Origin of the sequence: Oerskovia turbata, assembly GCF_000718325.1 — a bacterium.
GTDB lineage: Bacteria > Actinomycetota > Actinomycetes > Actinomycetales > Cellulomonadaceae > Oerskovia > Oerskovia turbata.
The window spans coordinates 188,763-209,080 of record NZ_JOFV01000001.1 but is presented as its reverse complement, the minus strand read 5'-3'; the positions used below and the strand labels follow the sequence as shown (position 1 = coordinate 209,080).

Here is a 20,318-nt window from a genome sequence, read left to right as displayed (position 1 = left end):
CAGGGGTAGGATGCCGAGCAACGATGACGTCGGACCACCAGGTCCCCCGGGTGACCGGAAGCCCTGGCAGTTCGACTTCTTCTGTGTCACAGCAGACACGCACCACGTGAAAGCGCGGCACGTCACTACACAACGGATCGTCCGGCACGTACCTGCCGGTGGAGGGATGTACCCATCATGGCTACGGTCACTTTCGACCACGCAACGCGGCTCTACCCGGGGACCGAGCGTCCTGCGGTGGACCAGCTCAACCTGCACATCGAGGACGGCGAGTTCCTCGTCCTCGTCGGCCCCTCGGGTTGTGGCAAGTCGACGTCGCTCCGCATGCTCGCGGGCCTCGAGGACGTCAACGGCGGGCACATCTTCATCGGTGACCGCGACGTCACCGACGTGCAGCCCAAGGACCGCGACATCGCGATGGTGTTCCAGAACTACGCGCTGTACCCCCACATGTCCGTCGCGGACAACATGGGCTTCGCGCTGAAGATCGCCGGCACGCCCAAGGCGGACATCCGCCAGCGCGTCGAGGAGGCCGCCAAGATCCTCGACCTCACCGAGTACCTGGACCGCAAGCCCAAGGCGCTCTCGGGTGGTCAGCGTCAGCGTGTCGCCATGGGCCGCGCGATCGTGCGTCAGCCCCAGGTGTTCCTCATGGACGAGCCGCTGTCGAACCTCGACGCCAAGCTGCGTGTCCAGACCCGTACGCAGATCGCGTCGCTCCAGCGTCGCCTCGGCGTCACGACCGTCTACGTCACGCACGACCAGACCGAGGCCCTCACCATGGGTGACCGCATCGCGGTCCTCAAGGACGGCCTCCTGCAGCAGGTCGGCACGCCGCGCGACATGTACGACACCCCCGCCAACGTCTTCGTCGCCGGCTTCATCGGCTCGCCCGCGATGAACCTCGGCACGTTCGCCGTGAACAACGGCCTGGCAGAGGTCGGCCCGGCCCGCATCCCGCTCGAGCGCGACGTCGCCGCCAAGATCACCGACGCCGACAAGGGCAAGATCACGCTCGGCTTCCGCCCCGAGGCCCTCGAGGTCACCTCGCAGGCCAACGAGAGCGCCTTCCCGGTCGAGGTCAACATCGTCGAGGAGCTCGGCTCCGACGCGTTCGTCTACGGCACCCTCAAGGGCGACCTGGCAGCCAACGCGGACATCCACTCGGGTGCCGGCGACAACCAGATCATCGTCCGCGTCGACCCGCGCAACGTGCCCGCCAAGGGCGAGCGCATCTACGTGGCGATCCGTCCCGGCAACACGCACATCTTCTCGACCGCGACGGGCCTGCGTCTCAGCTGACCCACAGCGACACGGGGGCGGGCTCGGCGACAGCCGGGGCCGCCCCCTTTCGCATATCCTTCCCGGTGGTGCGGAACGTCCGCGCCACCACGCCCCCGCACGCGACCGGCCACCGCGGAGAAAGGACCTGTCATGGTGCAGAACCTGCAGATCACCGCGTCAGCCCCCGACCCAGCACTGCTCGACCTCCCCTGGGACATCCCCCTGGAGGAGTGGCCGGACAGCGTCCTGGCCGCCCTGCCCCGCGGTATCTCGCGCCACATCGTGCGCTTCGTGCGGCTCTCGGGCCGCGTCATCGCGATCAAGGAGATCGGCGAGTCCGTCGCGTACCGCGAGTACGAGCTGCTGCGCCAGCTCAGCCGCCTCGACGTCCCCAGCGTCGTGCCCGTGGGGGTCATCACGGGCCGGAGCGACGCGAACGGCGAACGGCTCGAAGCCGTGCTCATCACCGAGCACCTGCAGTTCTCGCTCCCCTACCGCGCGCTCTTCAGCCAGGCCCTCCAGCCGGACACCGCGACCCGGCTCATCGACGCCCTCGCGGTCCTGCTCGTGCGCCTGCACCTCATCGGCTTCTACTGGGGCGACGTGTCGCTGTCCAACACGCTCTTCCGGCGCGACGCCGAGACCTTCGCCGCGTACCTCGTCGACGCCGAGACCGGGGACCTGCACCGCGAGCTGAGCCCGGGCCAGCGCAGCTACGACGTGGACCTCGCCCGGACCAACATCATCGGTGAGCTCATGGACCTGTCGGCAGGCGAGCTGCTCGACGAGGACATCGACGAGATCCTCGTGGGTGACGCGCTCGTCGCACGCTACGACGAGCTCTGGGAGGCCCTGACGAACGCCGAGACCTTCGCCTCGGACGAGCGCTGGCGCGTCGCCGCGCGCATCGAACGCCTCAACAACCTGGGCTTCGACGTGGGCGAGCTCGCGATCACGACCGACATCGACGGCACGACCGTCCAGATCCAGCCCAAGGTCGTCGACGCGGGCCACCACGCGCGCCGCCTGCTGCGCCTGACGGGCCTCGACGTCCAGGAGAACCAGGCACGCCGCCTCCTCAACGACCTCGACTCCTACCGGGCCGCCGCCGAGCGCCAGAACGACGACGAGGAGTTCGTCGCGCACGACTGGCTCAGCGGGGTCTTCGAGCCGACCATCCAGGCGGTGCCGCGCGACCTGCGGCGCAAGCTCCAGCCGGCCCAGCTCTTCCACGAGATCCTCGACCACCGCTGGTTCATCTCGGAGAAGGCCGGGCGCGACATCCCCATGCCCGAGGCCACGGCCTCCTACGTCGAGAACGTCCTGCGGCACCGCCCCGACGAGAAGGCGATCCTGGGCCTCGCCCCGGGTGAGGTCGACCGGCAGGAGTAGTCGCGGCCGGGGCGCCCTGCGTCACCACCAGCCCCAGTGCCCCGCCAGGCGGCCCCCCGCACGGCCAGCGACGCGCCGCCGGCGTCGCACGCCGCCGACGCAGGACGCCCCGTCGCGCCCCCGGGAAGGTGGCGCGACGGGGCGTCCTGGACGAACGAGGCGGGGACTCAGTCCTCGGCGGAGCGCAGGCGCGCGACCTCGTAGAGCGAGATCCCGGCGGCGACACCGGCGTTGAGGGACTCGACGTCCGAGAGGATCGGGATCGAGGCGACGACGTCGCACGTCTCGCGGACGAGGCGCGAGAGGCCCTTGCCCTCGGAGCCGACGACGAGCACGAGCGGGTCCTTGCCGAACGCGAGCTCGCCCACGGCGACCGGGCCGCCGCCGTCGAGCCCCACGATGAAGCAACCGGCGGCCTTGTACTCGGTGAGCGTGCGGACGAGGTTGGTCGCGCGGGCCACGGGCACGCGCGCCGCAGCGCCCGCGGAGACCTTCCACGCGGATGCCGTCACGCCGGCCGCGCGACGCTCGGGCACCAGGACGCCGTGTGCCCCGAACGCGCCCGCGGAACGCAGCACGGCACCGAGGTTGCGCGGGTCGGTCACACCGTCGAGGGCCACGATGAGCGGCGGCTCGCCGGCCTCGTGCGCGCGGTCGAGCAGGTCCTCGGGGTCGGCGTACTCGTAGGGCGGGACCTGGATCGCGACGCCCTGGTGGACCGAGCCGTCGGTCATGCGGTCGAGCTCGGCCTTGGTGACCTCGAGGAGGTTGTACCCGCGCCCGGAGGCGATGTTCAGGATCTCCTTGGTGCGGTCGTCAGCCTCGAGGCGCGTCGCGATGTACACCGCGGAGACCGGGATGTAGGCGCGCAGGGCTTCGAGCACGGCGTTGCGGCCGTTGACGACCTCGTTCGCGCTGCTCGAACGGGTCGTGCGCGAGGGCGTGCGCCCGCTGGGGCGTCCGCCGCGGGCAGCGCTCTTGGCGTCGTGCGCGCGCGGGCCGGTCGAGGTGGCGTCGCGGCGCTCGGCGGCGACCTTCGCCTTGTGGGCCTTGTGGTAGGTGCGGTCCTCGGCCTTGGGCGTCGGGCCGCGGCCTTCGAGGGCGCGGCGGTTCTTGCCGCCCGTGCCGGCGACGGCGCCCTTCTTGTTGCTGCTGCGGGTCGCGCCGCGTCGTTGTGAGTTTCCAGCCATGGGTCTGCCCCGTCGGTCGTTGTGTGCGAGTGAAGTTGTGGTGGCGGACCCTGGGCCCGGGTGGGCCCGTCCTGCCGTCCAGGGTTCCGGGTCAGGTGCCCTGGCGTGCAGCGAGGGACCAGCGGGCCCCGTCGCTGGAGTCCTCGACGACGATCCCGGCGACCGCGAGGCGGTCCCGGATCGCGTCGGAGGTGGCGAAGTCACGTGCTGCCCGTGCCTGTGCGCGGGCGTCGAGCTCGGCCGTGACGACCGCGTCGAGCGCCTGACGGTACCGGGTGTCCCCGGCGTCGGCCCACCGCTCGCCCGCGGGGTCGAGCCCCAGGACGTCGAGCATCGCCCGGAGGGCGACGAGGTGGTGCCGGGCGACGGCGTCCGCGGCCGGGGAGCGGTCGGCGAGGGCCGAGTTCCCGGCGCGCAGGTGCTCGTGCACGACCGCGAGCGCGGCGGGCACGTTGAGGTCGTCGTCCATGGCGGCCACGAAGGCGGCCGGGAGCTCGGCCTGGCGCACGTCGTCGAGGTCGATCGTCCCGACGCGCTCGGTCGCGCGCTGCACGAACCCGCTGAGCCGCTCCCACGTGGCTTCGGCCTCGCTCACGGTGTCCTGGGTCCACTCGAGCATCGAGCGGTACTGGACGGCTGCGAGCGCGTAGCGCAGGACGGCGGGGCTCGTGGTGCGCAGGACCTCGCGGACGAGGAGCCCGTTGCCGAGGGACTTGCTCATCTTGGTGCCGCCCTGCGTGACCCACGCGGAGTGGAGCCAGTACTGGGCGAACCCGTCGCCGGCGGCGCGGGACTGGGCCTGCTCGTTCTCGTGGTGCGGGAAGCGCAGGTCGAGGCCGCCGCCGTGGATGTCGAACGTGCCGCCGAGGTAGCGGTGGGCCATGGCCGAGCACTCGAGGTGCCAGCCGGGTCGTCCGCGCCCGAACGGGGTGTCCCAGGAGGCCGTGGCGGGCTCGCCGGGCTTGGGGGCCTTCCAGAGCGCGAAGTCGCGGGGGTCGCGCTTGAGGGACTCCTCGGCCGAGTCCGCGGGTGCGGGCGTGAGGTCCTCGAGCCGCTGGTTGGTGAGCGAGCCGTAGTCGGCCCACGAGCGCACGTCGAACCACACGTCGCCGGGTCCGGTCGTGTAGGCGTGGCCGGTGTCGACGAGCCGCTGCATGAGCTCGACCATGTCGGTGACGTGCCCGGTGGCGCGGGGTTCGTAGGTGGGCGGTGCGACGCCCAGGGCGTCGTAGGCCGCGGTGAACTCGCGCTCGTAGGTCGCGGCCCAGGCCCACCAGGGCTCGCCGGCGTCGGCGGACTTGGCGAGGATCTTGTCGTCGATGTCCGTGACGTTGCGGATGAGGGTCACGCGCGAGCCTGTGCGGCGCAGCCAGCGCACCAGGACGTCGAACGCGACGGCCGAGCGCATGTGCCCGATGTGCGGCGCCGACTGGACCGTCGCACCGCACAGGTAGATGCCGACCTCACCCTGGGTCTGAGGGATGAAGGCGCGCACGTCCCGCGTCGCGGTGTCGAACAGTCGAAGGCTCACGACCAAAGGTTACCGGGGTGCACCCCTCCCGGCAGAACCCGCCCTCTCGTGGGGGCGGTGCTCGTCGGTGCCGTCGGCCTCGCTCGTGGTCACGGTCGGCACCTCGGGGAGCGTCGCCGACGCCGTCAGCCGAAGTTCTTCCCCTCGCCCCGGTAGGTGGGGACCTCCTCGACGACCTGGTCGCCGCGCACGAGGTGCACGCGGTCGAAGCGTTCCATGAGCTCGCCGGCCTTGGCGTGCCGGAACCAGACGCGGTCGCCCACGGTGAGCCGTCGCTCGGCCCCGCGGGTGGCGCGCAGCGGCGTCTGGACCTCGCCCACGCCCTCCGAGGGCGTGAGCCGCCAGCCCGGCTCCACGACGCGTGGCACGCGCAGCGCCCCGGCGGGTCCCGAGGCCACGTAGCCGCCCGCGAACGCGGTCGCGTAGCCGGGTGCGGGGACGCGGACGACGTCGAGGCCGAAGAACGCGGACGGGTGCGGGTCGAACGACCGGTAGCCGTCGAACAGCCCGGGCGCGTAGAGCCCCGAGCCCGACGTCACCTCGGTCACGACCGGGTCCGCGGCGGACGACTCGAGCGACCCGGTCCCGCCGGAGTTCACGAGCTCCAGGTCGTGCCCGACGACGTCGCTCACCGCGGCGATCACCTCGCCCCGGCGCGTGGCCAGGTCCGCGACCGAGGCCTTCTTGACGAGCCGTACGGCGGGGCTCGTGTCGGGCAGGCCCGCGACCTGCGCCTCGTAGAACATCAGGCCACGCACGCGCAGGCCCGGGGTGTCCGCGACGGCCCGTGCGAGGGCTCGTGCCTCGGCGGCCGTGTGGACGGGTGAGCGGCGGGTCCCGAGGTGGACCGTGAACGGGCCGAGGCCCAGGCGCAGCGACGCATCGACGTCGAGGCAGAGCAGGACGGGCGGCCCGTCCGGTGCCGCACCGCCGTCCACGCCGGGGTGGTGGCCCGCGAGCGCCGCGGCGACGAGCGCGACCTGCGCGACGTCGTCGACCATGAGGGTGATCTCGCGGCGGGCCGCCAGGTCCGCGGCGAGCTCGGCGAGCGCCCGGCGGTCGACCGTGGGGTACGCGACCAGGACGTCGCGCGCGCCCTCCTCGACGAGCCACAGGGCTTCCGCGAGCGAGTACGCCATGATCCCTGCGAAGCCCAGCTCGCCCGCGCGCCGCACGAGGGGGCGCACGCGCACCGACTTGGACGCGAGCCGCACGGGCACGCCGCCCGCGCGGGCCAGGAGCTCGCGCGCGTTGGCGTCGAACACGTCGAGGTCGACGACCGCGACGGGCCCCGGGACGCGCTCGGTCGCGGCCGACAGCCGGTCGCCGAGGGTGCGGGCCCCGGCCGACGCGTCGTGCGCCCCCTGCCCCTCGGGGCTCACCCGTCCTCGGGACCAGGACGGCGTGGACGGGTCCTGCGTGCTGCGCTGCACGGGCGTCGTCGTCATGGAAGGAAACCTACCCCTCGTGAGACAGTGCGTGTGTGACGAGCCAGCAGGCTCCCGGTTCATGGACGAACTGGGCGCGAAACCAGACCGCCGCTCCCCTGCACCGCGTCGCCCCGCGCGACACCGACGAGCTCTCCGAGGTCGTGCGTCGGGCCGCCGCCGACGGCCTGCGCGTGCGGGCCGTCGGTGCGGGGCACTCGTTCACGGGTGCGGCCGTGACCGACGGCGTGCTCGTGAGCCTCGACGCGCTCGGCACCGTCGAGGACGTGACCCGCACCGAGACCGGGGCGCGCGTGACCGTGGGTGCCGGGATCCGTCTGCACCGGCTCAACGCGGTGCTCGCGTCCGCGGGCCTCGCGATGCGCAACCTCGGGGACATCGACCGGCAGTCGGTCGCGGGCGCGATCTCGACCGGCACGCACGGCACGGGAGCCTCGCTCGGCGGGCTCGCGACGCAGGTGCGTGGTGTGCGCGTGGTCGGCGCCGACGGTTCGGTGACCGAGGCCACGCCCGACGAGAACCCCGACCTGTTCGAGGCGAGCCGCCTGGGCCTGGGCAGCACGGGCGTGCTGGCCGCGGTCACGCTCGACGTGGTCCCGGCGTTCCACCTGCGTGCCCAGGAGGAGCCCTGGCCGCTGGACCGGGTCCTCGAAGAGCTCAGCACGGCGTCGGGCGGACGTGGCGGTGGCAGCGACGCCGAGGGCCTGGAGAACGCGCACGACCACGTCGAGTTCTACTGGTTCCCCCACACGCGCCGGGCGCTCACCAAGCGCAACGACCGCCTCGCGCCCGACGACGAGGCCGCGGCCGTCCTGCGCACGGCCCGGGGCGAGCGCCCGGGCGCGGTGACGCGCGCGCGGTCGTGGGTCGACGAGGAGCTGCTGTCCAACGGGCTGTTCGAGGTCGTCAACCGCGTCGCGACCGCGGTGCCGCGCGCGACCCCGCGGATCAACGCCCTGTCGGCGCGTGCGCTCGCCCCGCGCACGTACGTCGCGCCCTCGCACGAGGTGTTCGTGTCGCCGCGCAGGGTGCGCTTCCGCGAGATGGAGTACGCGGTCCCCCGCGCGGAGCTCGTGAACGTGCTCGAGGAGATCGACTCGTGGGTCCGCGCCTCGGGCGAGAACGTCCCCTTCCCGGTCGAGGTCCGCTTCGCGGCCGCGGACGACGTCTGGCTCTCGACCGCGCACGGACGCGACAGCGCCTACGTCGCGGTCCACCAGTACGTGCGCCTCCCCCACGAGCGCTACTTCGAGGGCGTCGAGAAGATCGTCGCGGACGTCGGCGGGCGACCGCACTGGGGCAAGCTCCACACGCTGGTTGCCGAGGACCTCGCGGAGCGGTACCCGCGCTTCGAGGCCTTCCGCCGGGTCCGCGCCCAGGCCGACCCCGGCGGCGTGTTCGCCAACCCCTACACGGACCAGGTCTTCGGGCCGCGCTGAGGCGCACGGCTCACGGTGCACCCCGCGGTGGACGCGCCGCACGGGATGCGCACGGTGTGCGGTGCGCCTACGACGCGGCGGGGGCGGCGCCGTCGGGCCGCCCGTCGTCAGGTCCTGCGCCCGGAGCCGCGCCGTCGGGGTGCACCACGAGCGACAGGACGTAGTCGGCGAGCGCGTGGAAGCTGCGGATCGCGGCGTCGTCGTCCTGCTCGACGAGCCACGCGATCTCGATGCCGTCGATGTACCCCGCCACGATGCGCGACAGGAAGGGCGTGTCCATCGAGTACGTGATGTTCGCGATCTCGGCGAGCTGGTCGAGGATGCCCTGCGTCATGGCCCACGTCTGCTCGAGGTGCGCCTTCGCGACGGGACGCAGCGCACGGTTGCGCGACCCGGCGGTGGCGAACTCGAACGTCAGCAGCCGCATGTGCCGGCGCGGCGTCAGGCCCTCCCACAGGCCGTCGGCCGCCGCGTGGGCGATGGTCCGGATGTCCTTCGTGGGGTCCATGGCCATGCGCACCGGGTCCGAGGCGACGACCGCGACGCTGTGCCCCATGGCACGCAGCATCGCGTCCTTGTCCTCGAAGCAGTAGTGCACGGTCCCCAACGAGATCCCGGCCTCGGCCGCGACCCCGCGCACCGTCACGGCCTCGACACCGTCCCGGACGGCGATCGACATCGCTGCGTCGACGATCTGCGCCCGACGTTCCTCGATCGACATGCGGTTCATCGTCGACCTCCCTCATGACCACGCTCCGGCAGCACGGCGGGGCAGGAACGCCCCGTCGTCGTCGCTGTCCACCATGCCTTCAATGTCGTATTTTCGCACGTGGGGGGCGTGCGAACGGGCCGTGCCACGACCTGGGCGTGGCAGGCTGGGAGGATCGGCTCCCGTCGGAGCCCGTCCCGGCCCGAAAGGACACCTGTGGCTCGCTCGCACCGCCCGTTCTCCCTCGTCGCTGCCTGCGGGCTGCTCGTGCCTCTGCTCGCGGGGTGCGGCGGCGCGACGCACGAGGCGCCGCCGCCTGCGGCGACCTCGCAGAGCGTCGTGGTCGTCGCCGACGGGGTCTCGGTCACGCTGACGGTACCCGCGGGCTGGGACCGGGCGGGGCAGGAGGTGCCTCTCGTCGTCCGTGCGCAGAAGCCGTACGGCGACCCGGGCTTCACGGCCAACGTGGTCGTCACGACCGAGGCCCCGGGCGGGTCGACGCTCGTCGAGCGGACCGCCGCCGCTGCCGACTTCCTGGCGGGGACCGCGGACTGGACCGTCGACCCGACCCAGCCGGGACCGATCGAGCTCGCCGGGCTTCCCGCCCACCGGTTCGGGGGCACCCGCACGGTCGACGGCATCGAGGTCTCCCAGGTCGAGACGATCGTCGAGGTCGCGACCACGGCGGGGACCGCGTTCGCGTTCGTCACGGAGTCGTTCGCGACGCAGGACGCCGACGGCGCCGCGCAGGCCCGCGCGGTGACGGACAGCCTGGTCGTGACGCCCGTCGGGTGACGGCGGGTCACGCCTAGGGACCGAGCGCTCCGAGCGGTGAGGTCGACTCCCGCGGGACCAGGCGGCACGGGAGCTTCTCGACCCCTGACGCCCGCTGGCCGTCGATCGCGGCGAACAGGCGTTGTGCTGCGTAGCGTCCCAGGACCTCGAGGTTGTTGTCGACGCTCGTGAGCTCGGGTCGCGCGCCGAGCGCGAACTGCTCCCAGTTGTCGAACCCGATGACCGAGACGTCGCCCGGTACGTCCCTGCCGAGCTCACGGAGGGTCTCCAGCACGCCCCGGGCGATCTGGTCGCTCGCGGCGAAGATCGCGTCGATCGACGGGTCCTTGGCCAGGAGCATGGCCGTTGCGCTCCGTCCCCATCTCTCCGACCACTCCCCGAACAGCACGCCGTCCCCCGCGAGCTCGAGTCCCGCTGCCGCGAGCGCCGCGGTGGTGCCGGCGGCGCGGTCCTGGGCTGCCGCGTACGTGGGGTCGCCCGAGACGTGCGCGATGCGCCGTCGCCCGCACGCGATGAGGTGCTCGACGGCGACCCGACCGCCCGCGACGTTGTCGGGGACGATCGAGAGGTCCGTGTCGTCCTGGGACGGCGCGTAGGCGTAGACCACGGGTACGGGGAGCCGCTGGCCCAACGACTGGCGCGGGTCCGTCTGGCGCCCGACGACGATCAGACCGTCGACGCGACGTGAGAGCAGCGCCTGGAGGTGGTACTGCTCGCGGATCGAGTCGCCCCGCGCGTCGCACAGGAAGACCGAGACGCGGCCGGCCCCGAACGCGTCCTCGGCGCCCATGAGGATGGGGATGACGAAGCGTCCCTCGAGGTCGCTCGTGAGCAGGCCGACCGTGCCGGTCCGGCCCGCGAGCAGCCCACGGGCGAGCGCGTTGGGCTGGAACGACAGGCGCTCGGCCGCTTCCATGACCCGCGTCCTGGTCTCGGCCTTGACCTGGTCACGCCCGTTGAGCGCCTTGGAGGCCGTGGCCACCGAGACGCCTGCGAGCCGGGCGACGTCGGTCAGCGTGACCGAGCGCTTGGCTCGGTCGACCGGCAGGGCTCCCCCTTCGTCCTCGCGCACCATCGTCCTGCTCCCTCGAGATGTTCCAGGCCCCTGGTGGGTCCGGAGGTCGTGACGAAACTGTAGCCCCCTCAGAGGGTTGACGGCTCCCTCACTCCGCAATAGTCTCAGAAAACCTTTTCGGCGGATTTCGCGAGAGGCCGTGTGAGCGCTAACCTGCTCCCAGCGGCCTCAACACGCGGATTGAGCTCGTCACGGACGCAGGATTGTCACGATCGTCAGATCTCCATGACCTGCTTCCGAAACGGTTTCGTCGCCGTGTGCAGGCCCCCTGGACGTGCACAGCAGCACCCGCACACCCCCGTACCACCCTCAACGAAGAGAGCTTGGAGGCTCGAATGAGCACCACACGGAAGTCGATCCGCGCAGTCCGCCCGCTGGCGACCCTCCTCACGGTCGGCATGCTGGCCACGAGCCTGGCTGCGTGCTCGCCCGCCGACGACACCGACAGCGGGTCCGGCGGCGACGCCGCCGCGAGCGACTCGCCCGAGGGGATCGACGACGGCACGGAGCTCACGCTGTGGACCCGTGCCCCGATGGAGAAGCAGGCCACCCTCCTGGTCGACGCCTACAACGCGAGCCACAAGAACCAGGTCTCCCTGACCATCACGCCCAACGACGACTACGTCGCGAAGGTGGGCGCGGCGGCCGGCAGCAGCAGCCTCCCGGATCTCTTCGCGGCGGACATCGTCTACGTCCCGAACTGGACCTCCCAAGGCCTGTTCACCGACATCACCGACCGGATCGACGGGCTTCCCTACGCCGACGAGCTCGCGCAGGGCCACGTCGACGCAGGGACGTACGAGGACCAGGAGCACGTCCTGCCGTTCGTCCTCGACCTCTCGGTCATGTTCTACAACAAGGACCTCTACCGCGAGGCCGGGCTCGACCCCGAGAAGCCCCCGACGACGCTCAAGGAGTACGGCGAGCACGCCAAGGCGATCAGCGGGCTGGGCAAGGACGGCGTGTCCGGCACGTACTTCGGCGGCAACTGCGGCGGGTGCACGCTCTTCACGTGGTTCCCGTCCGTCTGGGCCGGCGGCGACCAGGTCCTGAGCGCCGACGGCACCGAGTCCCTGCTCGCGAGCGACACCGCCAAGGACGTCTACGCGGTCTACAAGGACATGGTCGACTCGGGGGCGATCGGCACCGGCACCAAGGACGAGACCGGCGCGACGTGGACCGGCCCCTTCCAGGAGGGCAAGGTCGGTGTGATGCCGTACCCCGCGACCCTGCTGTCGACCGCGGCCGAGACGGTCGACGTCGGCGTCGCCCCGATCCCCGGTCCCGACGGCGGGGAGTCCACGTTCGTGGGCGGTGACGGCATCGGGATCTCGAAGGACTCGAAGAACGAGGCGGCCGCCTGGAACTTCCTCTCGTGGCTCACGAGCGAGGACGCGCAGGTCGAGGTCCTGGCCAAGAACAACGACGTCGTGTCGCGTGCGGACCTGGCCGACAACAAGTACGCGGCCGTCGACCCGCGCCTCGTGACGATCAACGAGGTCGCGGCCAAGGGCAGCACGCCCGTCGCGATCAACTTCCAGCAGGCGTTCAACGCTCCCGACAGCCCGTGGCTGACGCTCGTCCGTGGAGCGGTCTTCGGCGACGCGAAGAACATCGACGCCGACAACGACGAGATCACGGCCGTCCTCGACCAGTAACCAGCTCCGTCCGTCGAGGACGAGCACCGTGGTGGGTGCGCACCGGCGCACCCACCACGGTCCACCCGAGTCAGAGAGGACTCCCGTGACCACGCACACCACGGCCCCCGTGAGCACCCCGAGGCCCGCAGCCCGCCCGGCCGGGCGCCGCCGCACGCGCAACGCCCTGCGCGGTCGGGGGGCCCAGGGCTGGCTCTACGCGATGCCCACCGCCGTCTTCGTCGGCCTCTTCTTCATCGTCCCGATCCTCCTGGTCGTGCAGATGTCGGTCTCCGACTGGCCCCTGCTCGCGGGCAACCGCGGCCCCAACTTCCCGGAGAACTTCCAGGACGTCGTCGCCAACAAGTACTTCTGGCCATCGATCGTCTTCACGCTGAAGTACACCGTGATCGCGACGGTCCTCCTCCTGGGCCTCGGGCTCGGGATGGCGCTGCTGGTCCAGGAGAGCACGCGGTGGAAGGGGTTCCTGCGCACCGCGTTCCTCGTCCCCAGCGCGCTCGGCCTGGCCTCCGCCTCGCTCCTGTTCTACGCGCTCTACTCCCCCCAGTCCGGCCCGATCAGCCCCTTCCTCGAGAAGCTCGGCCTGGTCGACGAGCCCATCTCCTTCCTGGGCACACCCACCGCGGCCCTGTGGTCGACCGTCTTCCTCATCGTGTGGCGGTTCGCGGGCTTCTACATGCTCCTGCTCCTGGTGGGTCTGCAGAACATCCCCGGCGAGGTGTACGAGGCGGCGCGCATCGACGGCGCCAAGCCGTTCCAGATCTTCCGGAGCATCACCCTGCCGCTCCTGCGCCCCTCGCTCATGCTCTGCACGATCATGTGCGTCACGGGCTCGCTGCTCGCGTTCGACCAGTTCTACATCCTGACCAAGGGCGGCCCGGACAACAGCACCATCACGGTCGTCCAGCTGATCTACAACATGGCGTTCCAGGGCCAGAACGACCTGGGCCGCGCTGCCGCCCTGTCGATCCTCGTGCTCCTGGCCCTGATCGTCATCAACGCCCTGCAGTTCCGCGGCATGCGCCAGACGGACGAGAAGTGAGGACCCCGGACATGCCCACCACGACCGACACCCCGTCCGCTCCCGTCCCTCCGTCCGTGACCGCCGCGCCCCCCACGCCGGCACGGCGACGACGCCGGGTCGTGCGTGCGACCCCGACCACGACGCTCGGCGGCCTCGCGCTGCGTACGCCGTACTACGTCTTCACGGGCGGCCTCGCCCTGATCTTCCTCTTCCCGCTCATCTGGGCCGGTGTCGCATCGGTCTCGCCGCAGGCCGGCAGCGCGCAGAGCGACGGCTGGGGGTTCGGGAACTACGTGACCCTCGCCGGCTACCAGGCGGGGATCGGGCAGTACCTCCTGAACTCGGTCGTGGTCTCCGGGCTGACCGTGCTGTTCACCCTCGTGACCTCGCTCCTCGGCGGCTACGCGTTCGCCCGCTTCGCGTTCCCCGGCAAGAACATCCTCTTCATGCTCACGCTCGGGATCCTGATGGTGCCCTACGCGACCCTGCTGATCCCGCTCTACGTCCTGCTGAACGCCCTGCACCTGCAGAACTCGCTCTTCGGGCTCGCGCTGGTCCTGACGATGTTCCAGCTCCCGTTCGCGACCTTCATGATGCGGATCTCGTTCGAGTCCGTCCCCACCGAGATGGAGGAGGCGGCCCTCGTCGACGGGTGCACGTCGTTCGGTGCCCTGCGGCGGGTGCTGCTGCCGGCGGTCAAGCCCGGTCTCATCACGGTCGGCCTCTTCGCGTTCCTCGCGGCCTGGAACGACTTCATCGCGCCGCTGATCCTCATCTCCGACTCGTCCAAGCTCCCGCTCCCGCTGGCCGTGGCCAACATGCGCCAGCAGATCATGGGCATCGTCGACTACGGGGCCACCGAGGCGGGCGTGGTCGTCCTCGCCCTGCCGTGCGTCGTCCTCTTCCTGCTGCTGCAGCGGCACTACGTCCAGGGCTTCATGTCGGGCGCGCTCAAGGGCTGACCTCCGGGTCACCGCGCAGTCCCGTCCCACCCATCACCTCGCCCATCCTCGTGGGCATCGACCTCACCGGAGGAATTCCGTGACCACCACCACCAGTCGGTCGACCGGCGGCCGACCGGTCGTCCCCAGCTCGTCGGTCCTGCGTCCGCTCGGCCTCGACGAAGTCCGGATCACGGGCGGGTTCTGGGCCGACCGCCAGGAGACGAACCGCGTGGCCACGCTGGCCCACATCGAGCACTGGCTCGAGAAGGAGGGGTGGCTGGGCAACTTCGACGCGGCCGTCGAGGGCCGTCTCCCGGCGGCCCGCCGCGGGCGCGAGTTCTCCGACTCCGAGGTGTACAAGCTCCTCGAGGCCATGGCCTGGGAGCTGGGCAGGAGGCCCGACGGCGAGCTCGACGCCCGCTTCGACGCGATCGTCCGGCGCGTGGCGGCCGTGCAGGAGCCGGACGGCTACCTGTCCACGATGTTCGGCCGGCCTGGCCAGGGGGACCGCTACTCGGACCTCGAGTGGGGGCACGAGCTGTACTGCTACGGCCACCTGATCCAGGCCGCGGTGGCCCGCGCCCGCACGGGCGGCGACCAGCTCCTGGTCGACGTGGCCCGGCGGGCCGCCGACCACGTGTGCGCGGTGTTCGGGCCCGACGGCCGGCAGGGGATCTGCGGGCACGCCGAGATCGAGGTCGCGCTCGCCGAGCTGTCCCGGGTCACGGGCGAGCGTCGCTATCTCGACCAGGCTGCGCTGTTCGTCGAGCGGCACGGCAACGGCACGCTGCGTGACATCGAGTTCGGCCGCTCCTACTTCCAGGACGACCAGCCGGTCCGTGAGGCGACCGTCTTCCGGGGGCACGCGGTGCGTGCCAACTATCTCGCGGCCGGTGCTCTCGACGTCGCCGCCGACACGGGCGACCGCGATCTCCTGCGCGCGGTCGCGACGCAGTGGCAGAACACCGTGGCCCGGCGCACCTACCTCACGGGCGGGCAGGGCTCGCACCACCAGGACGAGGCCTTCGGGGAGGACTTCGTCCTGCCCCCCGACCGGGCGTACGCGGAGACCTGCGCCGGGATCGGCTCGATCATGACGAGCTGGCGGCTGCTGCTCGCCACGGGTGAGGCCCGCTACTCCGACCTGGTCGAGCGGACGCTCTTCAACGTCGTCGCGACGTCCCCCGCGCACGACGGCACATCGTTCTACTACACGAACACCCTGCACCAGCGGGTCCCGGGAGCCGTCGCACCCGCGGACGTCGCGAGCGTGCGCGCCTCGTCCTCGCTGCGGGCCCCCTGGTTCGAGGTCTCGTGCTGCCCGCCCAACGTCGCACGCACGTTCGCGAGCCTCGCCGCGTACTTCGCGACGGTCGACGAGGACGGCCTCCAGGTGCACCAGTACGCCGACGCGCAGATCCGTACGGCGTTGCCGGACGGCACACCTGTCGAGGTCGACGTGCACACCGACTTCCCCGACTCGGGGGTCGTGGTCCTCCGTGTGCTGCGGGACACGGGCCGTGACTGGTCCTTGCGGGTGCGGGTGCCGGCGTGGTCGGCCTCTGCCCGCCTGTCCACGGGCGGTGAGACCTGGAGCGTCGAGCCGGGCACCGCAGAGGTCCGGCGGACCTTCCTCGCGGGCGACGAGGTGCGCCTCGAGCTCGACGTGTCGCCACGGGTCGTGACGGCCGACGACAGGATCGATGCCGTGCGGGGCTGCGTCGCGGTCGAGCGCGGCCCCGAGGTGCTGTGCGCCGAGTCGCTCGACCAGACGGTCGACGACGTCGCCGAGCTCGTGGTCGACCCCTCCCTGCCGCTGCGCGAGGAGCAGGGGCTCGTGATCGCGACGGGGCGGCGGTCTGCGCCGACCGACCGCGCGTGGCCCTACGCGGAGAGCCCGCGCACCGATCGGGACGGCCAGGGGGGCGGCTCGGGTCCGGCGGACGAGCTGCTCGACGTCGTCCTGACCCCCTACCACGACTGGGCGAACCGCGGGCCGTCGACCATGCGCATCTGGCTGCCGACAACCTGACCCGGCCCGTCCTGGGGCGCTCGGGCGGGGCCCGGGGGTCCTGGCCCGGAACCGCCCGGGTGTCCCAGGGCGTCTCTCGTGAGCCGGTCGAGACCGCTAGCCGGTCCGGACGACGAGCGCGGTCGCGAGGGCCGCGACGCCCTCGCCGCGGCCGGTCAGCCCCAGGCCGTCGGTCGTGGTCGCCGTGAGGGTCACGGGCGCCCCGGCGGCGGCGCTCAACGCTGCCTCGCCCTCGGCCCGGCGCGGCCCGAGGCGGGGCCTGTTGCCGATGACCTGGACCGCGACGTTGCCGATCTCGAACCCGGCAGCGCGCACCCGCCGGGCGGCCTCGGCGAGCAGCGACGCGCCGCTCGCCCCCGACCACTCCGGGGCGCTCGTCCCGAAGTTCGAGCCGAGGTCCCCGATCCCCGCCGCCGAGAACAGGGCGTCGGCCGCGGCGTGAGCCGCCACGTCGGCGTCCGAGTGGCCTGCCAGGCCGCGTTCCCCGGGCCAGTGCAGTCCAGCGAGCCACAGCTCGCGTTCCTCGCCCGCCGGGGCGTACGCGTGGACGTCGGTCCCGATGCCGGTGCGTGGCAGGTTCATCGCACGTCCTCCGTCAGCAGCTTCTCGATGTAGTAGAAGTCGCGTGCGGTCGTGACCTTCATCGCGAGCTCGTCGCCCTCGACCACGAACACGTCCTCCCCCAGCGCCTCGACGAGCGACGCGTCGTCCGTCGCGGCCGTGGCCTCGGTCCGGGCCCGTGCGGCTCCTGCGGCGTGCGCGCGCACCAGGAGCGCCCGGTCGAAGGCCTGCGGCGTCTGGACGGCGCGCAGCAGCGTGCGCGCCGGGGTGGCGGCGACCCGGTCCACCCCTGCGGGCAGCGTGGAGCCCTCGGCCGGGCCGCGCGGGGCCAGGATCTTGACGGTGTCCGTCACGGCGAGCCCGGGGATGACGGCCTGGTGACCCGCCTTGACGGTCTCGACGACGCGACGGATCATCGCGGCCGGGGCCAGCGGCCGTGCGGCGTCGTGCACGACGACCGTGTCGATGTCGGCACGGGCCCGCGTCAGGCCCGCCGCGACCGACGACTGGCGCGTGGTCCCGCCCGCCACGACGACCACGGGCACGCTCACGTGCGGGTCGTGCTCCAGGACGTCCGACATGACCGAGACGAGCCCGTTCGGTGCCGTGACGACGAGCGCGTCGACCACGCCCGAGGCGGTCAGGCGGCGGGCCGCGTGCAGGACCAGCGGAAGACCGCGCAGGGGGACGAGGGCCTTGGGAAGGTCGAAGCCGAGGCGGGTACCGGAGCCGGCGGCGGTCAGGATGGCGAGGGTCGTCACACCGATCACGGTAGACGATCTCGGCCTGCGGACCGTCCTCGGCCCGCTGACGAGACGAGCGGTCGTGAGAAGTCGCCCCCACGCCTCCTCACGCGGGGCGCGGTGAGCGCCTCCTCACGCGGACGTCGGCGTGAACGACGACGACGCACGGACCGCTGGCGGTCCGTGCGTCGTCGGTGGTGCGTGGGTGAGGGTTCTGCTCAGGAAGCCAGGACCTCGTCGAGGATGGCCTCGGCCTTGTCCTCCTCGGTGTGCTCGGCCAGGGCCAGCTCCGAGACCAGGATCTGTCGAGCCTTCGCGAGCATGCGCTTCTCCCCGGCCGAGAGGCCGCGGTCCGCGTCACGTCGCGAGAGGTCGCGGACGACCTCTGCCACCTTGATCACGTCGCCCGAGGCCAGCTTCTCGAGGTTGGCCTTGTAGCGGCGCGACCAGTTGGTCGGCTCTTCGGTGTATGGTGCGCGAAGAACTTCGAAGACCTTGTCGAGGCCTTCCTGGCCGACGACGTCGCGGACGCCCACCAGGTCGACGTTGTCCGCCGGGACCTCGATCGTCAGGTCGCCCTGAGCCACCTTGAGCTTCAGGTAGATCTTGTCCTCCCCGCGGATGGTGCGGGTCTTGATCTCTTCGATCTTTGCGGCACCGTGATGTGGGTAGACAACGGTCTCGCCTACTGTGAACGTCATCTGCAGATGTCCCCTTTCGCGGAGGTCGATCTTACCACGGGGGTCCCTCCGTTCCGAGCCCCTGCCCAGGTCGGCAGGCGCACCGTCCCAGCGTTTTTCCTGGTCGTGCGGCCCTCCGGAGGACGTCCTGGCACGAATACCTCCCACGCCCTGACGGCTCCGGACGGGCTGCGGCCCGCCTCGGGAGACCCGACGCCGCGCCGACCGACGCTCCGGGAGACACCGGGCCGGACACCTCCGGGAGCGACTAGGCTGTGATCATCTGCGCCCAGGGGGGCGCCGGCGGCGGAGAACCTCGTCGAGCACACCCCCTGAGCACACCGAGACTGACCGCAGCACATTGGAGCGCACGTGACCCGCACCCCGTCCCGCCCGACCACGCCGCGCCGGTCGCTCATGCTCGCGATCCCCGTGATCGTGGCGAGCGCCGTCGCCGTGTCGGCCTGCTCACCCATCACGACGGACATCGCCTACTCGCCGTCGGACGGCATCCGCGTCGACCTCACCGACGAGGTCCGCGCGCTCAACCTGCTCATCGTCTCGGCCGCCGAGGGCGAGCCCGGGACGCTGCTGGGCGGGGCCGCGAACGACTCGGACGAGCCGGTCGAGATCACCATCGCCCCGGAGGGCACCGACCCGGTCGACATCCCGCTCGAGGCCGGCGAGACCGTCTACATCGGCGTCGAGGACGGGTTCGAGGCCCAGTTCGGGAACGTCGACGCCGCCCCCGGCGCCACGATCTCCGTGACGGTCACCGCGAGCTCGGGCGAGTCCGAGACCGTCCAGGTCCCGGTCGTCAACGGCGCGCTCGAGGAGTACCAGGACTACCTGCCCTGATCGACGGCCGCCGGTCCGGCAACGGTGCCGGCACCGGCGACGCAAGACAGCACGACGGCGAGGCCCCCTCCTGGAAGGGGGCCTCGCCGTCGTGCGTCACGGGCGGTGCGGGTGCCGCCAGGTCACCCGAAGCGGCCCGAGATGTAGTCCTCCGTGGCCTGCTCGGTCGGCGACGAGAACATCGTCGCGGTGTCGCCCATCTCGATCAGCCGGCCCGGCTTGCCCGTGCCCGCGATGTTGAAGAACGCCGTGCGGTCGCTCACACGGGCCGCCTGCTGCATGTTGTGCGTCACGATGACGATCGTGTACTCGTCCTTGAGCTCGGCCATGAGGTCCTCGATCGCGAGCGTCGAGATCGGGTCGAGAGCCGAGCACGGCTCGTCCATGAGGAGCACCTGCGGGCGCACCGCGATCGCGCGCGCGATGCACAGGCGCTGCTGCTGCCCGCCGGACAGGCCCGACCCGGGACGGTCGAGGCGGTCCTTGACCTCGTTCCACAGGTTCGCGCCCTGCAGCGACGTCTCGACGAGCTCCTCGGCGTCGGACTTGGAGATGCGCTTGTTATTGAGGCGCACTCCCGCGAGGACGTTCTCCTTGATCGACATGGTCGGGAACGGGTTGGGCCGCTGGAAGACCATGCCCACCTGGCGGCGGACCGCGACCGGGTCGACGTCGGGCGCGTAGAGGTCCTGGCCGTCCATGACGGCCTTGCCCTGGACGTGCGCCCCCGGGATGACCTCGTGCATGCGGTTGAGCGTGCGCAGGAACGTCGACTTGCCGCAGCCCGACGGGCCGATCAGCGCCGTGACCGAGCGCGGCTCGATCGCCATGGTCACGCCCTCCACGGCGAGGAAGTCGCCGTAGTAGACGTTGAGGTCGGAGACGTCGATTCGCTTCGACATGATGTGCTTCCTTCCGGTGTCCGGTCCCGCGGGGTGCGGTGCCCGGACAGGCT

18 protein-coding genes are annotated in these 20,318 nt (G+C 71.8%); 9 read left to right on the top strand and 9 right to left on the bottom strand.

Features of this window, described 5'->3' with window-relative positions:
- The first annotated feature begins 177 nt into the window (after nucleotides 1-177).
- Both IE95_RS0100950 and IE95_RS0100945 read left to right on the top strand, forming a co-directional pair.
- Entirely contained in the window at nucleotides 178-1,302 is a 1,125-nt protein-coding gene (locus IE95_RS0100950; RefSeq protein ID WP_030144094.1) for an ABC transporter ATP-binding protein, read from the top strand.
- 132 nt (nucleotides 1,303-1,434) lie between these two features.
- Entirely contained in the window at nucleotides 1,435-2,676 is a 1,242-nt protein-coding gene (locus IE95_RS0100945) for a DUF4032 domain-containing protein (protein ID WP_030144093.1), read from the top strand.
- A gap of 167 nt (nucleotides 2,677-2,843) precedes the next feature.
- Here IE95_RS0100945 and rlmB read toward each other — a convergent pair whose 3' ends face one another.
- The 3 genes from rlmB to IE95_RS0100930 form a co-directional block, all read right to left on the bottom strand.
- Entirely contained in the window at nucleotides 2,844-3,866 is a 1,023-nt protein-coding gene (rlmB, locus tag IE95_RS0100940; protein WP_030144092.1) for a 23S rRNA (guanosine(2251)-2'-O)-methyltransferase RlmB, read from the bottom strand.
- A gap of 91 nt (nucleotides 3,867-3,957) precedes the next feature.
- On the bottom strand, nucleotides 3,958-5,397 hold the full coding sequence (gene cysS, locus IE95_RS0100935) for a cysteine--tRNA ligase (protein ID WP_030144091.1): 1,440 nt from the start codon (nucleotides 5,395-5,397) through the stop codon (nucleotides 3,958-3,960).
- A gap of 125 nt (nucleotides 5,398-5,522) precedes the next feature.
- Entirely contained in the window at nucleotides 5,523-6,845 is a 1,323-nt protein-coding gene (locus IE95_RS0100930) for an alanine racemase (RefSeq protein ID WP_084689659.1), read from the bottom strand.
- Nucleotides 6,846-6,880: 35 nt separating this feature from the next.
- Between IE95_RS0100930 and IE95_RS0100925 the strand changes: the two genes are divergently transcribed.
- Entirely contained in the window at nucleotides 6,881-8,284 is a 1,404-nt protein-coding gene (locus IE95_RS0100925; RefSeq protein ID WP_030144089.1) for a D-arabinono-1,4-lactone oxidase, read from the top strand.
- 67 nt (nucleotides 8,285-8,351) lie between these two features.
- On the opposite strand, the gene IE95_RS19335 is transcribed toward IE95_RS0100925, so the two are convergent.
- Entirely contained in the window at nucleotides 8,352-9,005 is a 654-nt protein-coding gene (locus IE95_RS19335; protein WP_051702542.1) for a TetR/AcrR family transcriptional regulator, read from the bottom strand.
- 204 nt (nucleotides 9,006-9,209) lie between these two features.
- Here IE95_RS19335 and IE95_RS0100915 point away from each other — a divergent pair, with 204 nt between their 5' ends.
- On the top strand, nucleotides 9,210-9,788 hold the full coding sequence (locus IE95_RS0100915; protein ID WP_030144087.1) for a hypothetical protein: 579 nt from the start codon (nucleotides 9,210-9,212) through the stop codon (nucleotides 9,786-9,788).
- Between the two features lie 13 nt (nucleotides 9,789-9,801).
- Here IE95_RS0100915 and IE95_RS0100910 read toward each other — a convergent pair whose 3' ends face one another.
- Nucleotides 9,802-10,860 carry a LacI family DNA-binding transcriptional regulator gene (locus IE95_RS0100910; protein ID WP_248700172.1) on the bottom strand — a complete coding sequence of 353 codons (1,059 nt, stop codon included), beginning with the start codon at nucleotides 10,858-10,860 and terminating at the stop codon, nucleotides 9,802-9,804.
- Between the two features lie 338 nt (nucleotides 10,861-11,198).
- Here IE95_RS0100910 and IE95_RS0100905 point away from each other — a divergent pair, with 338 nt between their 5' ends.
- The 4 genes from IE95_RS0100905 to IE95_RS0100890 all read left to right on the top strand — a co-directional run bounded on the left by IE95_RS0100905 (nucleotide 11,199) and on the right by IE95_RS0100890 (nucleotide 16,521).
- On the top strand, nucleotides 11,199-12,521 hold the full coding sequence (locus tag IE95_RS0100905) for an ABC transporter substrate-binding protein (RefSeq protein WP_030144085.1): 1,323 nt from the start codon (nucleotides 11,199-11,201) through the stop codon (nucleotides 12,519-12,521).
- A gap of 85 nt (nucleotides 12,522-12,606) precedes the next feature.
- Nucleotides 12,607-13,563, top strand: a complete 957-nt coding sequence (locus tag IE95_RS0100900) for a carbohydrate ABC transporter permease (RefSeq protein ID WP_036570277.1) — start codon at nucleotides 12,607-12,609, stop codon at nucleotides 13,561-13,563.
- 11 nt (nucleotides 13,564-13,574) lie between these two features.
- Nucleotides 13,575-14,507 (top strand): carbohydrate ABC transporter permease, encoded by a 933-nt coding sequence (locus tag IE95_RS0100895; RefSeq protein WP_084689657.1) that lies wholly within the window; start codon nucleotides 13,575-13,577, stop codon nucleotides 14,505-14,507.
- A gap of 79 nt (nucleotides 14,508-14,586) precedes the next feature.
- On the top strand, nucleotides 14,587-16,521 hold the full coding sequence (locus IE95_RS0100890; RefSeq protein ID WP_030144082.1) for a glycoside hydrolase family 127 protein: 1,935 nt from the start codon (nucleotides 14,587-14,589) through the stop codon (nucleotides 16,519-16,521).
- A 96-nt stretch (nucleotides 16,522-16,617) separates the two neighbouring features.
- On the opposite strand, the gene ispF is transcribed toward IE95_RS0100890, so the two are convergent.
- From ispF to IE95_RS0100875, 3 genes are all read right to left on the bottom strand, one after another.
- On the bottom strand, nucleotides 16,618-17,103 hold the full coding sequence (gene ispF, locus IE95_RS0100885; protein ID WP_030144081.1) for a 2-C-methyl-D-erythritol 2,4-cyclodiphosphate synthase: 486 nt from the start codon (nucleotides 17,101-17,103) through the stop codon (nucleotides 16,618-16,620).
- A complete protein-coding gene (ispD, locus tag IE95_RS0100880) occupies nucleotides 17,100-17,843 on the bottom strand; it encodes a 2-C-methyl-D-erythritol 4-phosphate cytidylyltransferase (RefSeq protein ID WP_030144080.1) in 744 nt (247 codons plus the stop codon). Before ispD ends, ispF begins: the two co-directional genes overlap by 4 nt.
- 200 nt (nucleotides 17,844-18,043) lie before the next feature.
- Nucleotides 18,044-18,526 carry a CarD family transcriptional regulator gene (locus IE95_RS0100875; RefSeq protein ID WP_030144079.1) on the bottom strand — a complete coding sequence of 161 codons (483 nt, stop codon included), beginning with the start codon at nucleotides 18,524-18,526 and terminating at the stop codon, nucleotides 18,044-18,046.
- 351 nt (nucleotides 18,527-18,877) lie between these two features.
- On the opposite strand from IE95_RS0100875, the gene IE95_RS0100870 reads away from it, so the two are divergent.
- The gene (locus IE95_RS0100870) at nucleotides 18,878-19,363 is read left to right on the top strand and encodes a hypothetical protein (protein WP_036570273.1); all 486 of its coding nucleotides are present in this window, start codon (nucleotides 18,878-18,880) and stop codon (nucleotides 19,361-19,363) included.
- A 122-nt stretch (nucleotides 19,364-19,485) separates the two neighbouring features.
- Here IE95_RS0100870 and pstB read toward each other — a convergent pair whose 3' ends face one another.
- Nucleotides 19,486-20,265 (bottom strand): phosphate ABC transporter ATP-binding protein PstB, encoded by a 780-nt coding sequence (gene pstB / locus IE95_RS0100865; RefSeq protein WP_030144077.1) that lies wholly within the window; start codon nucleotides 20,263-20,265, stop codon nucleotides 19,486-19,488.
- Between the last annotated feature and the right edge of the window lie 53 nt (nucleotides 20,266-20,318).

Coding starts and splice junctions, on each gene's coding strand:
- IE95_RS0100950 (WP_030144094.1), top strand. CDS start 178: ATGGCTACGGTCACTTTCGACCACGCAACGCGGCTCTACCCGGGGACC.
- IE95_RS0100945 (WP_030144093.1), top strand. CDS start 1,435: ATGGTGCAGAACCTGCAGATCACCGCGTCAGCCCCCGACCCAGCACTG.
- rlmB (WP_030144092.1), bottom strand. CDS start 3,866: ATGGCTGGAAACTCACAACGACGCGGCGCGACCCGCAGCAGCAACAAG.
- IE95_RS0100930 (WP_084689659.1), bottom strand. CDS start 6,845: ATGACGACGACGCCCGTGCAGCGCAGCACGCAGGACCCGTCCACGCCG.
- IE95_RS19335 (WP_051702542.1), bottom strand. CDS start 9,005: ATGTCGATCGAGGAACGTCGGGCGCAGATCGTCGACGCAGCGATGTCG.
- IE95_RS0100905 (WP_030144085.1), top strand. CDS start 11,199: ATGAGCACCACACGGAAGTCGATCCGCGCAGTCCGCCCGCTGGCGACC.
- IE95_RS0100895 (WP_084689657.1), top strand. CDS start 13,575: ATGCCCACCACGACCGACACCCCGTCCGCTCCCGTCCCTCCGTCCGTG.
- ispF (WP_030144081.1), bottom strand. CDS start 17,103: ATGAACCTGCCACGCACCGGCATCGGGACCGACGTCCACGCGTACGCC.
- IE95_RS0100875 (WP_030144079.1), bottom strand. CDS start 18,526: ATGACGTTCACAGTAGGCGAGACCGTTGTCTACCCACATCACGGTGCC.
- pstB (WP_030144077.1), bottom strand. CDS start 20,265: ATGTCGAAGCGAATCGACGTCTCCGACCTCAACGTCTACTACGGCGAC.